A 15,879-nucleotide genomic window follows, 5' to 3' on the forward strand; every position below is an offset into this window, starting at 1 on the left:
GGAACATGCTGCAAAAGCTCGAACATATCGGCGTCATGGTGACGGATATGGACCGCTCCATTGCCTTCTATACGGAGGTCCTGGGCCTCAAACTGCGCGACCGGCGCAGGCTTGGCGATGTGGTGGAACTAGCCTTTCTCGGCCTGGACGGCGCCGAACTCGAACTGGTCGCCGGTGCACCGGCAGAGGTGAGCGGCGACGCTCAGGTCAATCACATTGCCTTTGCCGTGGAGTCACTCCCCGAAGCGATGGAAGCCATTCGCCACATCGACCCGGCAATCACTTTCACTGAAGCCATGCCGCTCTGGGAGGGGAAGGGCTGCGTGTTCTTCCGTGGGCCTGACGGCGAGCGGCTCGAACTTTTCGGCCGGCTCTGACCGGCGTCCCCCAATCAAAGGCCAGGAGACATTCATGACCAGCCCGGATACCGCATCGCTTATCGTCGATGCCGACTGCCACATTTCTTCGTCGCGCTTCGACTCGCTGGCGATGGTCGCCGAGGATCTCATCGAAAAAATGGATCGTGCCGGCGTCGACAAGTCCCTGATCTGGCTCAAGCCGCCCTATACCAAGGATATCGCGCCCGAGAACAAGGCGATCCACGATGCGGTGAAGCGCTTCCCCGACCGTTTCCTGGGCTTCGGCTGGACCAATCCGCATCTGGGCGTGCAGCACGCCAAGGACACGGTGACGCGATGCTACGAGGAATACGGACTTCTTGGCATCAAGTTCAACGGCGCGCAGGATGACTATGTCATTGATGACGCCGAACTCTCCATGCCGGTTATTGAGCATGCAGCCCGCTATGGCAAACCAATCGCCTTTCACATCGGCGCAGACTTTTTCGAGCAGACCCATCCGTTCCGGCTCGGCAATATTGCGGCGCGTTTCCCCGAGATCAAGTTCCTCATGATCCATATCGGCGGCGCCGCTTTTCCGGCACTCGATCGCTCTGCGATCGAAATCGCGTCTCAGCACGACAATATCAGCGTTATCGGCAGCGCCATCCATGAGCGTGCAATCCTCAAGGCCATCGAGGTTCTCGGCCATGATCGGGTCTGCTTCGGCTCAGACATGCCGTTCTTCCTCATGCATGCGCGCCTAGCCATGTATGAAGCGCTGCTGCGCCACCATTCCGGTGAAGCCCGCCGCGCCGTGCTCGGCGACAATATCCGGCGGGTCGTCGGCGACCTCGTGGCCTGAAAATGTCCGAACAAGCCAATCAAGCGCAGCGCCGCTACCGGATCGTGATGCCGGACCCATTTTCGGACCGCCTGGACGCGGTTCGGCAAGGGCTTGAGGGCCTAGATTACGAACTGGTTGTCGCCAAGGGCGAGAGCTGGGTGGAAGAAGCCCGCGACGCCGACGGGCTCATCGTCAATCTCGTGCCCGTCGGGGCAGCCGAACTCGGTAGTCTGGCCCGCTGTGCTGTCATCGCCCGGTTGGGTACCGGCGTCGACAGCGTCGATGTCGCAGCGGCCCGCCGGCGTGGCATCGCCGTCACCAATGTGCCGGACTATTGCAGCGAGGAAGTGTCGGACCATGTGCTGGCGCTGATGCTGAGCTGGATGCGCCATATTCCGCAGGCCGCCAAGGACATGGCGGACAAGCGCTGGCGGCAGACCGATTACCGCCCGATACGCCGCGTCAGCACGCAGGTCATGGGCCTTGTCGGCTATGGCAAGCTGGCCCGCGCCGTGGCACGCAAGGCGCGGGCCCTCGGCATGCGGGTAATCGCCCATGATCCCATGCTCGGGCGCGATGAGGCCGGCATCGCCGAACTCATGTCGTTCGAAAGGGTGCTGGGCGAGGCCGACATCCTTTCTCTCCACGCCCCGCTGACCGACGCGACGCGTGGCATGATCAACGATGCAGCCCTTGCCCGCATGAAGCCGAGCGCGCTGCTGATCAATGCCGCGCGCGGTGAACTGGTCGAGGAGGGGGCTCTGGTGCGGGCGCTCGATGCTGGCACGATAGCCGGTGCGGCACTCGACGTCTTCGCTTCCGAGCCATGGACGGCGGATTCGCCGCTGCGGCACGATCAGCGCGTGCTGCTGACACCACACATGGCCTTTTATTCCGAAGAGTCGCTCGCCAGCCTCGAAGAGCAGGCCGCGCGATCCATTCGGGACATCCTGACCGGGGCCGGAAGCCCCAACGTCGTCAACTGAAACGGCGCCTGCCGTCAACATCGAAGAAGGAGAGAGAACCTTGGGTAAATGGGTGGATCTGACACTGCCGCTTTACGATCACATGCCGGTGGGCAATGTCTGGGCCTGGGACGTCCCATTCCAGAGCGAGCCGATCACGCGCGACGACGTGCAGGGCTATGAGCTGACGATGATCACCATGTTCTCGGAAACGGGAACCCGGCTGATGATCCGCGCCATGCAGGACCCGACCGCGCCGCGCGTCGACGAATTGCCGCTCGAAACGCTGATGATGCGCGATACGGTCATTTTCGAAATCCCCTGCGGCAAGGATTACGTGATAACCGCCGAGGACGTGAACCGTGCTGCTGAAAAGGCCGATTTCCGGGAGGGCGATGCCATCCTGATCCGCACCGGCTGGGGCGACGACGAGAACTGGGTCAAGCTCGGCGACGATTACGCCCGCACCGGCCCCTATATGTCGAATGAAGGCGCGATCCGCCTTGTCGAATTGATGAAGGCCAAGAAGTCCGATCTGGTCGGCGCCGATTTCCCCTATTGGGGTGGTGGTCGCAAGCATCAGCTGCCCGAATGGGGCTCCAAGCCGTCCTGGGAACGCCAGCCTTTCCCCTCGTTGCAGGCCAAGCGCTACCTGGCACAGTACACCAAGGAAAAGGCCTATGCCGATTTCGGCTCGCCCAACATCATGAACACCGCCGATGTCATGTATATCGGCGCCATGTGCAATCTTGGCAGCATTTCCAGCAATCGCAGCAAGCTGTCCATCCTGCCGCTGAAACTGCAGGGCATGCGCGGCGCGACATGCCGCTGCGTCGCCTATTTCGACTGAATGAAATACGGGCGGAGGGGAGACCCCTTCGCCTGGCCTTTTTCGGCGTCAGAATGCGCAACTGCACCGGCGCCCCAAGCGGAGGACCAATTGATGCTCGACCTGACCGGACGCAAAATCATCGACCTTTCCCACACGCTGGACCCCAGAGTGGAGAAGCGGCACGTGCATGTCGAATATGTGCCGCTCGAACAATATCCCGAGACCTTTCCGGGCTATGTGGTGACCGAGGCCGACAAGATCTACCCCATGCACGTGGTGGAATTCGCCAGCCACATCGGCACCCATCTCGAAACGCCTTATCACTGGAACAGGCGGGGCAGGGACTGCGCCGGCATCGATGCAGCCAGGCTGGTGGGCGATGCAGTGGTCATCGATCTTCGCTCCGTTCCCCCCGAGCGCGACATCGGGATCGACGACGTCAAGCGCGCGGCAGAGAAGGTGGGCGGCATCCGGCGCGGCGAAATGGTCTTCTGCCATACGGTCGATCTTGCCGACCAGGAAAAGCGCGCTCCGTTCTTCGAACCAGAAGCGGTGCGCTGGCTGGTCGATCAGGGCATGAACATCATGGGCGTCTGCGCCGAGATGGAAGATCTGGTGCGCTATGGCAAGGATGGCGACTTCCCCAACCACGACGCGCTCTTTTCCAAGGACGTGTTGCTGATCGAATATATCACCAATCTCGAGGCCCTGTCCGGCTCTCGCTTCACGGCCATCGCTACGCCGATCAAGATCGTGGGCCTCGATTCCTGTCCCATCCGCCTCTTGGCAATCCAATGAGCGGGCTCTTCCCGGCCCGTCACATCGTCCTCACGCATGACGCACCGGTCGTCTCCGCACCCATTTCGCAGGGCGTGGTGCATAATGGCGTTCTTTATACGGGAGGACAGGCGGGGCTCGACCCCACCACCTGCAAGCCGGTTGCCGAGGATTTCGAAAGCCAGGCGCGGCAGGCCCTGCAGAATCTCGACGCCGTCGCCCGTGCTGCCGGAACCAGTCTCGACATGGCGCTCAAGGTCACGGTCTATCTTGCGCGCATGGAAGACTATCCGGCCCTCAACGCAATCTACGCCCGCGTTTTCCGTTCCGAGCCGCCTGCCAGGAAAGTCATCGAGACCCGTCTTCTCGCCGGCCTCCTGGTTGAATTCGACGCCATCATCGCGCTGCCCGCCGGTGGTTAGGAACCGATATCGATAGCGGCGGCAACCTCGGTCAGCAGGCCGCTCAACGTCCGCAGTTGCGGCGTAAGGGTAATCTGCTTTCGCATCACAAGGTGTGGGCTTATCTCGATTTCCGGGACCACTCGACGACGAACGACCCCCAGGGGGCACCGGCCCAGCGGATCGGTGAGCGCAATGCCGGCGCCTTCCTGCACCAGCTTGAGGGCTGTCGCGGTATGGTTGATTGAAATGGTTATGGCGCGCTCGATCATGTCCATTTCCTCGATGCCGGCAAAGAACTCGTTCATGATGGACGAATGCAGGTGCGAGATGATGGGGTAGCGTAGAACGTCCTCAACGCGCACCTCTTGCTTCTCGGCTAGTGGATGGCCCTCGGGCAGGTAGCAGGCGACGCGCGCATCGACGAGCTTGGTCGCGGTCAGCCAGGGCAGTTCAAAAGGCGCATTGACCAGTGCCAGGTCAACCCTCCCCGACTCCACGGCAGTAAGCACTTGCCTTTTCGCCATGACCTGCACCCAGATGGGCGTGCGCGGATAGCGCGCCGCAAAGGCGCTGAGGCTCTGGGGAAGAAGGGCTTCCGAAACCGTTGGCGTCGCCGCCAGCGTGATGCTGCCTTCGGAGGCGTCGCGAAGTTCACGCACGGTTTCCTGGATGAGGCTCACCCCTTCCAGTACTCGGCTGATCTCGGGCACCAGGCGGACCGCCTCATCGGTGGGCACCAGCCGGCCTTTTTCGCGCACGAAGAGCTGGAGCGAAAACTCGTGCTCGACCTGGCGCAAAAGGTTGGTCGCCGCCGGTTGGGAAATACCAATATTGCGGGCGGTGACGTTCAGCGAGTGGCCCTGCATCAGGGATTGGATCAGGCGCAACTGACGAAGGTTCATGCCTGCCTTATAGCCCAGGGCTATTGAACGGGCAAAAGTTAATATTAGACGGTATATGTGTGAAGGCGCTACGATTTTACCATCAAGAGGCGGAAGACGCCCGAGGGGAGGTATAGACGTTGGCTGGTTCGCACCAATTCGCCCTGCGCGCGCTCGAAATCCACAGCGCCTATATCTGGGACTTCAGCTGGGTTCGCCGGGCACTGGACCTCGCGCAGCGACACGGCCTCAATGCATTGGTGCTGCATCAGAACGACATCGTGGACCGTGTGGTCTATCCTGGTGCCTTGTTTGGAGCCAGTCGCGCCGCCGGCAATGTCTTCGAGCGCTACGCGGAAATTCATCGCAGCCTTTATACTTATACGCCGCTGCGGCGCAGCGAGGTTTACCAGCACCGCGACTATATCAAGCGGGTGATCGATGTTGCCGGTCGGGCAGGGATCGCTGTCTATTTTGAGAACAAGGAATTGTGCTTCCCGGCCGTGGCTGCCGAGCTCAATCCTCAGGTGTTCAAGCGGGGCGCCCTCTGCCCGAGCGAGCCGTTCTGGTGGGATCTGACGACCAGTAAGTACCGTGAACTGCTCGAGGACCTTCCCGACCTCGCCGGGGTTATCGTTTCGCCCGGCACGCGCGAAAGTCACCTGTCCATCACATCGCATCGCTGCCCATGCGAAGCCTGCGCCGAGATGACGGCTGCACACTGGTACGGCGAATTGCTCAGTGCCATGTACGAGCCGCTGTCGCTGGCGGGCAAGCGGCTGGTGATCCGCGATTTCGTGTTCGACAAGCGGGCGCATGACGAACTGGCGCGTACCGTTGCGGGCATGCCGGCGGATGTCGCCATCTCATTCAAGAACACGCCCCATGACTATTATCCGACTTTCCCCGACAATCCGCGCATCGGTACGGTAGGCAGCCGCGAGCAGTGGATCGAGTTCGATTGCATGGGCCAGTATTTCGGATGGGGCATTGCGCCCGCCATCATGATAGAGGACATGCGCACTCGATTGCAGCGAGCCCGCGACAAGGGCGTCAGTGGCATCATGCTGCGTACCGACTGGGAGAGCCTCAACAGCCATTCGGCCTTTCACACGCCCAACCTCATCAATCTCTATGCCGGCGCGCGCCTGGGAGAGGATCTGGATGCGGACGCGATCGGCATTTACCAAACCTGGCTCGAAGAGCAGAACATGCTGGAGCCGTCGGCCGGGGAGGCGGAAAGGGTCGAGGCGGCCCGTTGGGCGATGAAGGTGCTGTCTCCTTCATGGGGGGCGGTCCGAGGCGCGCTCTTTACCAATGACTGCGTCTTTAGCGATTCAAGTTCGTTTCCCGTCAGCCTGGGCCATGCCTGGTGGCTCGGGGAGGAAAAGAACAGTCTCAAGGATTGGCGACCCGACAAGGCGGATGCGCTCAGGACCAATGAGGACAATGTCCGGGCGATAATAAGGGAGAAGGACGCAGCGCTTCGCGTCGTGGAAGGCATGCTGGAGGCATTCGGCCAGGAGCGGCCAAAGGCACTGACCGCGGAAGCCCATGCCGACTTGGGCATAAGGCTGGACCTGGCCTATCGCTATATCGAAGGCTTTCGCTGGATCGGGCGCGCCTGCATATTGGCCCAGTATGTCGTTGACCATCGAGCCAGGAGCGATGCGTTCAGCCGGGAAGTGGACGCACTTTTGGCCGAAGCCTTGCGCGAGTTGGACCGATTGGCCCTCGAGTATCGCGAATTGGCGGCGACCACGGACAGGCCGCACCCCAATTACATCCTGCTCAGCGCCGAACGGGTCGAGCTGCTGAGGAAAAACCTCGCCGGAGCCCTGGCGACCGCCGTACCGGCGACCCCGTTGACGGAAGCGAGCCCGGGATGAAGCGCGCCGTCAACCTCGTGATCCTCCTGTTCTGCACGCTTTATCTGATGCTTGCCTTAGCGCTCCCAATGGGCACGCCGGCGCGGCCCGGCATCGGCTTCATGCCGATCCTGCTTGGCGTTGGTGGAGTGGTGCTGGCTGGCTGGTCGCTTGGTAATTCCATGCTGGAAGCACCCGAGGGGACGCATTTTTCCGGCTGGCATGCCGTAGCGCCGCCGCTGGTCTACCTGACCTTGCTGGCGCTCTATGTGCCGGCCATGTCGCTGGTGGGTTTCATGTTTTCGAGCATGGCCGTGCTGACCGGATTGTTGCTGACCGCTGGGTTGCGCAATCCGCTTGCCGTCGGCGGCCTTGCCATCGGTTTCTCTGTCGTCCTGCAATTCGTGTTCGCCACGCTGCTCGGCGTGCCTCTGCCATGAGGTACGCGCGCCATGTTTGAACCGCTGATCGGGGGATTTGCGACAGCCTTTTCGCTGACAAACCTTATGGCCGCCGGGGCGGGAGTGTTGTTGGGCACGCTCGCCGGCGTTTTGCCTGGCCTGGGCATCGCCGGAACGGTGGCCGTACTGCTGCCACTGACCTACAGCCTCGATCCGCTGACTGCGCTGATCCTGATTTCGGGGGTATTTTTCGGCTCCCAGTATGGCGGCTCGACCACGTCCATTCTGGTCAATATTCCGGGCGAGGCGACATCGGTCGTCACGGCGATCGACGGACATGCGATGGCCCAGAAGGGCAAGGCCGGCAAGGCGCTGGGAATAGCCGCCATCGGCTCCTTCGTGGCTGGCACCATGGGCATCGTGGCGCTGAGTTTTTCTGCGCCGACCATCGCCCGGGCCGCTTTGGCCTTCGGTCCGCCGGAATACTTCGCGGTGGCCGTCCTGGGTCTCGTCATCCTCGCCAGCACCTTCTCGAAATCGCCGATGCGGTCTCTGCTGATGATCATCGTGGGCATGATGATCGGCACGATCGGGCTCGATCCCGTGCTCGGCGCCAGCCGGTTCACCATGGAATTCCGCGTGCTGGACAAGGGCATCGACTTTGTCGTGATGCTGATGGGCGTGTTCGGCTTGGCCGAAATCTTCGCCGAGATCGGTCGCGCAAATGAAAGGCGCGAGAGCAGCAGCTTTGCCTTTCGCGACCTTTATCCCAATCGAAAGGAACTGGCTCAGTCCGCCGGACCGATCGTGCGCGGTGGGGTCATCGGGTTCCTGATGGGGCTGATCCCGGGACCTTCCGCCATTATCGCGACTTTCGCTTCCTATGCGGTGGAGAAACGGGTCAGTCGCACCCCTGACGAATTCGGCAAGGGTGCGCTCGCCGGCGTGGCGGGGCCGGAGTCGGCAAACAACAGCGCCATGTATGCGCAGATGGTGCCGCTTATTTCGCTCGGCATTCCGTTTTCGGCATCGATGGCGCTGCTGTTGAGCGGTTTCGTGATCCACGGGCTGACGCCTGGGCCGCTGCTGATGGTTACCAACCCCGACATCTTCTGGGGCCTGATCGCCAGCCTCTACATCGGCAATGTCATGCTGCTGATCATAAACCTGCCGCTGGTGGGAGTGTTTGCTTCGGTCCTGCGGGTGCGGTTTTCGATCCTGCTGCCTCTCGTGACCATTGTCATGTTTGCCGGCGCCTATTCGATCAACAACAGCCTCTTCGATCTGGCCGTCCTGCTCGTCTTCGGGATCGTGGGCTTCTTTTTCCGGCAGGCCGGGCTCGACCTTACCGCGCTTGTCCTCGGAGCCTTCCTCGGACCGATGATCGAGTCCAGCCTGACGCAGGCCCTTTCAATGAGCAATGGCAGCTTTGCCATCTTTTTTACCCGCCCCATCAGCGGGACCATTCTCCTGGTGGCGATCGGCCTTCTGGTCATCGCACTGGGACTTGCCGCACGCCGTTGGCGGACAAACGAAAAACCAGGAATATGAGGGAGAGAGTGACATGAAACATCTGATGACCTTCACGGCCATGGCGGCACTGATGACGGCTTCGGCGGTGGCGCAGGACTATCCTTCGCGCACCATCACGCTGATCGTGCCTTTCGCGGCCGGCGGCAGCTCGGATCTGATCGCACGGGCGGTCGCCGAGAAGGCCGAGCAATATCTCGGCCAGAGCATGGTGGTGGTCAATCGTCCCGGCGGGTCCACCAATGTGGGGCTGTCCGAACTCGTGGAGGCCGATCCCGACGGCTACACGTTGGGCACGGTGAGCCCGGCGATGACGCAACAGTTTGCCACCGGTGCAAGCAGCTACAATTACGTCCAGGAATTGACGGCCGTGGGGCAGATCTCGAATGTGCCCTATGTGCTGGCGGTCGATGCCAATACGCCATTCAACACCCTCGATGAGATGGTGGCCTTTGCGCGGGATAATCCGCATGCGCTGAAATATGGAACGGCCGGCGCCGTATCGGCGACCTATTCGAGCTTTGCCCGGTTTGGCGTTGAGAACGATATCCTGATCGATCCGGTGCATTTCGACGGCGGCGCTCGGGCCATGGCGGCGATGCTGGGCGGACACGTGCAGGCTTCCTGGCAGGCGCCTTCCGATTTCCGCGCCAATGTCGAAGCCGGTTCCATCCGGCCGCTCGCAGTGGCCGGAGAAAGCCGGATGGAAGGTCTTTATGCCGATGTGCCCACCTTCAATGAACTCGGCTATGAGGTGATCGACCAGCTCTGGACGGGCCTTGCCGCCCCGGCGGGCCTGCCGCCGGACGTCGTGTCGCGCCTCGAAGGCGCGCTCGAGCAGATCGTCAACGATCCGGAAACACAGCAGAAAATCTCGGAACTGGGGCTGCGCGCCGAGTTCCTCGGCGGCGACGAATTTGCACAGAAGTGGATGGCGCAGGAAGCGCGCTTCCTCGAAACCCTTGAACTGCTGGAAGCCGCGGAACAGGCCTCCAACTAAGCAACCGCTCCCATCTACGGGCCTCTTCAGGGCCGGCCACAGGACACGTGGCCGGTCAACGCCAGGACCTTGCCATGAAACAGCTGCCGATATCGGACCTTCTCAGGCTGGCTCAGATGACGACGCCGACCGTCTATAACGGCTGGTCGCAGATCACCCGAGCCGACATTGCTCGTGAAGGCTTCAACCGTGAACCGACACAGGATTGGACCCCACAGCTCGGTCCGATGGTGGGCTATGCGGTGACGGTCGTCATCGAGCCCAGCAACGCGCGGCACAGGAGCGATAATCCCGACGCTCTGCGGGCCTATCGCGACTACGTGGCGAGTTTCCCGGGCCCTAAAATCGTCGTCGTGCAGGATCTCGACGGCGAGAAAACCGTGGGCTCGATGTGGGGCGAGGTGAACGCCACGCTGCACAGGGCCATCGGCTGCGTTGGCACGATCGTCGATGGCGCCGTGCGCGATATCGATGAGATGGGGCGCGCCGGTTTCAAGGCGGTTTCGCGACGCCTCTGCGTCGGCAATGCGCATGTCCATCCAGTGCGCTGGAACTGCGATGTCGAGGTGTTCGGCACCACAATCCGGCCCGGCCAGTTGGTGCATGCAGACAAGCACGGCTTTCTGGCCGTGCCTGCGGAGGACGAGGAGCGCTTGCTCGAAGCTGCGCAATTCATGGACCGCAGCGAATTCGAGACGGTGATCGCGGCCGCCTGGAACCGCCCCGGCATTGCGCCTGGGCAGATCGTGGCGGATGCGGCGGCGGCGGCGAAGGAGTTTCGGCGCCGCAGTCAGGCGACCTTCAGCCGGGAAGGGGAGTGGTGATGGCCGGCGGCACCGAAATCGTCGCACATCGGTCGGGGATCGAAAAGGCGGTTGCCGGCCTGATCCTGGTGGCCTGCGCCTTCTACTGCTTTCATGCGCTGGGTCTCAATTTCGGTTCGCTTTCCAACCCCCGCTCCGGCTTCATGCCCAGCGTGATCGGGGTCTCCGCGACGGTGCTTGCAGCCGTCAACCTCGTGCTCACACTGCGAAAGCACCGAATGGCGGAAGCCGATGAGGTCGCCCTCGACCGCTACACGGCCCTCAACTTGCTGATGGCACTGGCCGGAACCATCGCTTTCCTCGTGCTGCTCGATCTCGCCGGCTATGTCGTTGCCAGCGCCCTTTATCTGCTTTTCCTCACCAAGCTCACCCGTAGCCCGGGATGGCTCGTGCCCATGGCCGTCTCGATCGGGGCGACCGGCTTTTTCTACTTCTGCTTCGTCATGCTGCTCGGCGTGACCCTGCCATGATCCCGGGAGCCTAGAAATGGAAAACTTCGCCCTCCTGATGCAGGGATTCCAGGCGAGCCTCGCTCTGCACAATATCCTGGCAGCATTGGCTGGCGTGACCCTCGGCACGCTGGCGGGCGTGCTGCCCGGCATCGGCATTTCGGGCACTATCGCCCTGTTGCTGCCGATTAGCTTCGGCATGGAGCCGCTGACGGCGCTTATCATGTTCTCCGGCATCTATTACGGGGCCATGTATGGCGGGTCGATCACCTCGATTCTCGTCAATGTGCCCGGAGAAGGCGCATCCGTCGTCACCATGATCGAGGGTTACCAGATGGCGCGGCGCGGTCGCGCCGGCGCTGCCCTGGCCATCGCGGCCATCGGCTCCTTTGTCGCCGGCACGCTGGGCGTGGTGGGCATCACGTTCATCGCGCCGCCGCTCGCGCAGGTCGCCATAGCCTTTGGACCGCCTGAATATTTTGCCATTGCCGCACTGGGCCTGCTGGTGCTCACCAATCTTTCGGGCGGCTCGGCCCTGCGTGCCGTGCTGATGATGCTGATCGGCCTGATGCTGGGCACTGTCGGCATGGATTATATGACCGGGCTCGTCCGGTTCGGCTTCGGCGTGGACGGTCTGGGCGACGGCCTCGACTTCATTGTCATCGTCATGGGCGTATTCGGCCTGGGCGAGGTGCTGGCCCGCATTTGCGAACGTCAGAACGACGTCCGCGTCACGAAGATCAAGTTCAAGGACCTTTATCCCAACAGGGAAGAGACCCGCCGCTCCATCCTGCCCATTTTCCGCGGCGGTCTGATCGGCGCAATCATGGGGCTCATTCCCGGACCGTCCGGCACGATTTCCACCTTTGCCTCTTATGCGCTGGAAAAGAAGCTCTCCACGCGAAGGGAAGAATGGGGCAAGGGCGCGATCGAGGGCGTTGCGGGTCCCGAAGCGGCCAATAATGCCGCCAGCTCCTTTACGATGATCCCGCTTCTGTCGCTGGGTCTGCCGTTCTCGGCTTCCGCGGCCCTGCTGCTTAGCGGCTTCATGATCCATGGCATCCAGCCAGGTCCGATGCTGGTCTCGACAGAGCCGGTGCTGTTCTGGGGGCTGATTGCCAGCATGTATATCGGCAACCTGATCTGCCTCATCCTGAACCTGCCCCTGGTCGGACTGTTTGCCTCGGTGCTTCGGGCTCCCATGCGCTACCTGATGCCAGTGGTCGCCCTTGTGACCTTCACCGGCGCCTATGTGCTTAATTACAGCCTGTTCGATCTCGGCGTGCTCACCTTCTTCGGCTTCCTGGGGTTCTTCCTGCAGATGTCCGGCTACTCGCTGGCGCCACTCGCGCTGGGTGCTTTTCTCGGGCCGCAGCTGGAGCAGGGCCTGATCCAGACCATGGTGCTGACCGACGGCAATATCTGGACGCTGATGACCCGCCCGCTGGCCGGCACGGCATTGTGGCTGGGCGTCGCCATGATCGGCTGGATGATCTTCCGCTTCATTCGACAACTTCTCAGACGCAGCTCTTCGCAGCCCGTGGCCGAAGACGTCTGACAGCACAGTTCAACACAGGAGGAGAGAACCAAGTGAAATTCAGTAACCTTTTGAAAGCCGGCCTGATGGCCACCTTGACGGCGGGGGTATTGGCGATGCCGGTGTCCGCCCAAGAGTATCCGAGCAAGCCCATCACCATTATCGTCGGCAAGTCGCCGGGCGGCAGTACCGATCTGCTGGCACGCGCCATGGCGCAGGGCGGCGAGCCGCACATGGGCACCAGCATCGTCGTTGTGAACCGGCCGGGCGCGTCGGGGAACCTTGCCTTCAACGAAACGGCCGATGCGCCCAAGGATGGCTATACCGTGGGGGCCGCAAGCAACAGCCTGACGCTGGCGCCGCTGCTGGGCGAAACCAAGTACAATTATGCGACCGACCTTGAGGCCATCGCGCTGGTGGGCAGCTCGCCCTATGTCCTGGCCGTTCACAACGACGCCGAATGGTCGACCCTGGCCGATTTTGTCGATCATGCGACTGCCAATCCGGGCGCCATTAAGTATGGTCATACCGGCGTAGGCACCGGCGCGCACATTGCCACCGAGCAGTTGGCCAGCATAGCCGCCATCGACATCCAGGCGGTGCCGTTCGATGGTGGCGCCCCGATGATCGTGGCCCTTCTGGGTCAGCATATCGGTGCCATCATGACCAACCCCCTCGATATCCAGGAGCATGTCCGCGCCGGCACCATCCGTGTGTTGGCCACGGCCAGCGAAGCACCGGTTTCGGACCCGCTTTACGGAGGCGTCCCTACCTTCACCGAGGCGGGATACGATCTGGTTTCGCTCGTTTGGCAGGGTTATGCGGCACCCAAGGGCATCCCCGAAGATGTGCTGCAGACGCTGCGCGATGGCTTTGAAAAGATCGCCAACGATCCTGCCACCGTCGCCGTGATCGAACAGATGGGCTTTGAACCTCACTACATGGGCGGCGAAGAATTCGCCCAGTTCTGGATCGACGAACAGGCTGCGCTCCAGGTCACTCTCGAACAGACCGGCATTCTGCAGTCCATCCAGGAACAGAAGCGCTGACCCTGCGGAGCGCCCCGCCGGGGCGCTCCTTCCATCGGCTCTGAACGGCCAAATTCCAGACAGACAAGGAAATTTGCAAATGACCGACTTCGCTGTTCGGGCAATCGAAATCCATAGTGCCTATGCGTGGGACTTTGCCCACACCAAGAAGACACTGGATTTCATGAAGGCGAACGACCTCAACACGCTGATTCTTCACAAGAACGACTTTCTCGAACTCGTAACCTTTCCTGCCAAGTATTTCGGCGGTACGCGCGAGCCCTACGGCCACTTCTTTGAAAAGTACCAGGATATATATCGGGCGCTCAAGAAATTCACGCCCACGCGCAAGAACGCTCCATTGCAGAAGCGCTCCTACTTCACGCGGCTGCTGGAGGAAGCGCGGCGCGCCGGCATCGAGGTCTTTATCGAGAACAAGGAGCTCTATTTCCCTGATATCCTGCTCGAGTTTTTTCCGCAGTTGGTCAAGGACGGCAAGACCTGTCCTAGCGATCCGTTCTGGCTGGAATTTGTACAGACCAAGTATACCGAGTTCTTTGATGACTTTCCCGGTGTTGCGGGCATCATCACTTCCCCCGCCAGCGGGGAGAGCCGGGCGACGATCTCCTACACCAGGTGCACATGCGAGCGCTGCAAGCAGACCGTTCCCGAAGTCTGGTACGGCGACCTGTTGAAGGCCATTCACGCGCCCATCGCCGCCGCCGGCAAGAAGCTGATCATCCGCGATTTCGTCTTCGACTCCAAACGGCACCACGAAATCTCGAGCGCTGTGGAGCAGTTGCCCGATGATGTCGGCGCGGCGCTCAAGAACACTCCGCACGATTATTTCCCCACCTTTCCCGACAATGCCCGTATCGGCAAGGTCGGCAACCGCGAGCAATGGATCGAATTCGACGTATGGGGCCAGTTCACCGGCTGGGGCATCAGTCCGGCAATCCTTATCGACGATCTCAAGCATCGCCTTGCCTATGCCCGTGAACGAGGCGCGACCGGCGCCATGTTCCGCATCGATTGGGAACATCTGGACGGTCATAGCGCCTTCGACACGCTCAATATCGTCAATATCTACGCGGCCGCGGCGCTCTCGAAGGACATGAGCACTCCGGCGGCCGACATTTACCGCCGCTGGCTCGAAGCCGAGCACCATTTTGCCCCTGCCGCCGAAGCCGGTCTGCGGGAGGATGCGACTCGCTGGGTGGGAGACATTCTCGACGAAACCTGGAGCGTCGTGAAGCGCACCGCCTATATCAACGATTTTGTATTTTCCGACTCCAGCCACTGGCCGCTCAGCATGGAAATAGCCCATTGGCTGGCTGAGGAAACGTTCAGCCTGGAGGACTGGGACGCGAGCAAGGTCGACCCCCTGGGCACAAGCCAGGCCAATGTCCAGCTGCTGATGGACGAAAAAGACGAAGCGCTTCGTCTGGTGCGGTCCCTGCGCGCCGAAATCGAAAAGGGTCACGCCGGGCTGTCCGGCGAAACCGTATCGATGTTGCAGGACTGGTTTCTTGTGTTCGAAAAGTACGTCGAAGCGTTCCGCATCGTCACCTACAACATCATCCTCTCCAAGTATCTGACAGTGGAGTCGAAGGATGCTGGTTCCGCTTTCTACGTTCGCACCGAACAGATGATGGCGGAAATGGACGACGAGCTATGGCGTTTTGCCGATCATCTGGAGGAATTTGCGGCCGCGACGAGTTATCATTACAGGGTATACACGCTCCTCGACGCATCCCGGCTGCGTGTTCTTGGTGATGATCTTCGACTCTATCGGAACGCAATGCAGAATAGCACGGACAAGCGTTTCGCCCGCCAACCCGACTCGCCAATGCAAACGTAGAGGCTGGATCGCGGCCCTCATGCCGAAGACTAGAAGCGACCCTGCTTTGCCAACTGCTTAATGAGCAGAGGGGGACGGCTGCCCTATTGGCCGTTCGCCTTTGGGGCCAGTCGAGTGTTTCCATCAGGCGCGATACGCACCGGGCTCAAACGCCGTTGCTCCCAATGCCGTTGCACATGGCTTGGAGCACGTAGGCCACATAGATCCTGCTTCAAAAGTTACAGCATAGGCATCTTGTGCCGCGATCTCCTGATGCGCGTCACGGGACTTTAGACTTAAGCCCGCCTGATAAAATCCTATGTCTGCTTCTTTAATCGGGCATTGAGGTCAAGCTCCA

Annotated in this window: 16 protein-coding genes; 15 read left to right on the forward strand and 1 reads right to left on the reverse strand. The window is 61.2% G+C overall.

Annotated elements, in window-relative coordinates; translation table 11 throughout:
• Positions 1–5: 5 nt before the first annotated feature.
• The 6 genes from A3840_RS18825 to A3840_RS18850 all read left to right on the forward strand — a co-directional run bounded on the left by A3840_RS18825 (position 6) and on the right by A3840_RS18850 (position 4,181).
• The gene (locus A3840_RS18825) at positions 6–377 is read left to right on the forward strand and encodes a VOC family protein (protein WP_067460778.1); all 372 of its coding nucleotides are present in this window, start codon (positions 6–8) and stop codon (positions 375–377) included.
• 34 nt (positions 378–411) lie between these two features.
• Positions 412–1,203 (forward strand): amidohydrolase family protein, encoded by a 792-nt coding sequence (locus tag A3840_RS18830; RefSeq protein WP_067460780.1) that lies wholly within the window; start codon positions 412–414, stop codon positions 1,201–1,203.
• Between the two features lie 2 nt (positions 1,204–1,205).
• Positions 1,206–2,171, forward strand: coding sequence for a C-terminal binding protein (locus A3840_RS18835; protein ID WP_067460782.1), 966 nt, complete (start codon positions 1,206–1,208; stop codon positions 2,169–2,171).
• A gap of 40 nt (positions 2,172–2,211) precedes the next feature.
• Positions 2,212–3,000: a cyclase family protein gene (locus A3840_RS18840; protein WP_131798390.1), complete on the forward strand. Its 789-nt coding sequence runs from the start codon at positions 2,212–2,214 to the stop codon at positions 2,998–3,000.
• Between the two features lie 93 nt (positions 3,001–3,093).
• Positions 3,094–3,780 (forward strand): cyclase family protein, encoded by a 687-nt coding sequence (locus tag A3840_RS18845; RefSeq protein ID WP_067460786.1) that lies wholly within the window; start codon positions 3,094–3,096, stop codon positions 3,778–3,780.
• Positions 3,777–4,181: a Rid family hydrolase gene (locus tag A3840_RS18850; RefSeq protein ID WP_067460788.1), complete on the forward strand. Its 405-nt coding sequence runs from the start codon at positions 3,777–3,779 to the stop codon at positions 4,179–4,181. The genes A3840_RS18845 and A3840_RS18850 overlap by 4 nt, the downstream gene beginning before the upstream one ends.
• On the opposite strand, the gene A3840_RS18855 is transcribed toward A3840_RS18850, so the two are convergent.
• The gene (locus A3840_RS18855) at positions 4,178–5,065 is read right to left on the reverse strand and encodes a LysR family transcriptional regulator (protein ID WP_067460792.1); all 888 of its coding nucleotides are present in this window, start codon (positions 5,063–5,065) and stop codon (positions 4,178–4,180) included. The genes A3840_RS18850 and A3840_RS18855 overlap by 4 nt on opposite strands.
• 119 nt (positions 5,066–5,184) lie before the next feature.
• Here A3840_RS18855 and A3840_RS18860 point away from each other — a divergent pair, with 119 nt between their 5' ends.
• The 9 genes from A3840_RS18860 (at position 5,185) to A3840_RS18900 (ending at position 15,542) form a co-directional block, all read left to right on the forward strand.
• The gene (locus A3840_RS18860; RefSeq protein ID WP_067460794.1) at positions 5,185–6,933 is read left to right on the forward strand and encodes a hypothetical protein; all 1,749 of its coding nucleotides are present in this window, start codon (positions 5,185–5,187) and stop codon (positions 6,931–6,933) included.
• Positions 6,930–7,352 carry a tripartite tricarboxylate transporter TctB family protein gene (locus tag A3840_RS18865; protein ID WP_067460796.1) on the forward strand — a complete coding sequence of 141 codons (423 nt, stop codon included), beginning with the start codon at positions 6,930–6,932 and terminating at the stop codon, positions 7,350–7,352. Before A3840_RS18860 ends, A3840_RS18865 begins: the two co-directional genes overlap by 4 nt.
• A 12-nt stretch (positions 7,353–7,364) precedes the next feature.
• Positions 7,365–8,864, forward strand: coding sequence for a tripartite tricarboxylate transporter permease (locus A3840_RS18870; RefSeq protein WP_067460798.1), 1,500 nt, complete (start codon positions 7,365–7,367; stop codon positions 8,862–8,864).
• Between the two features lie 13 nt (positions 8,865–8,877).
• On the forward strand, positions 8,878–9,843 hold the full coding sequence (locus A3840_RS18875; protein WP_067460800.1) for a Bug family tripartite tricarboxylate transporter substrate binding protein: 966 nt from the start codon (positions 8,878–8,880) through the stop codon (positions 9,841–9,843).
• A gap of 74 nt (positions 9,844–9,917) precedes the next feature.
• Positions 9,918–10,667 (forward strand): RraA family protein, encoded by a 750-nt coding sequence (locus A3840_RS18880; RefSeq protein WP_067460802.1) that lies wholly within the window; start codon positions 9,918–9,920, stop codon positions 10,665–10,667.
• On the forward strand, positions 10,667–11,137 hold the full coding sequence (locus tag A3840_RS18885) for a tripartite tricarboxylate transporter TctB family protein (protein ID WP_067460804.1): 471 nt from the start codon (positions 10,667–10,669) through the stop codon (positions 11,135–11,137). Before A3840_RS18880 ends, A3840_RS18885 begins: the two co-directional genes overlap by 1 nt.
• A gap of 16 nt (positions 11,138–11,153) precedes the next feature.
• Positions 11,154–12,674, forward strand: coding sequence for a tripartite tricarboxylate transporter permease (locus A3840_RS18890; protein ID WP_067460806.1), 1,521 nt, complete (start codon positions 11,154–11,156; stop codon positions 12,672–12,674).
• Between the two features lie 32 nt (positions 12,675–12,706).
• Entirely contained in the window at positions 12,707–13,702 is a 996-nt protein-coding gene (locus tag A3840_RS18895) for a Bug family tripartite tricarboxylate transporter substrate binding protein (RefSeq protein ID WP_131798391.1), read from the forward strand.
• A gap of 79 nt (positions 13,703–13,781) precedes the next feature.
• Entirely contained in the window at positions 13,782–15,542 is a 1,761-nt protein-coding gene (locus tag A3840_RS18900; protein ID WP_067460808.1) for a hypothetical protein, read from the forward strand.
• Positions 15,543–15,879 lie beyond the last annotated feature (337 nt).

Origin of the sequence: Devosia elaeis, assembly GCF_001650025.1 — a bacterium.
GTDB lineage: Bacteria > Pseudomonadota > Alphaproteobacteria > Rhizobiales > Devosiaceae > Devosia > Devosia elaeis.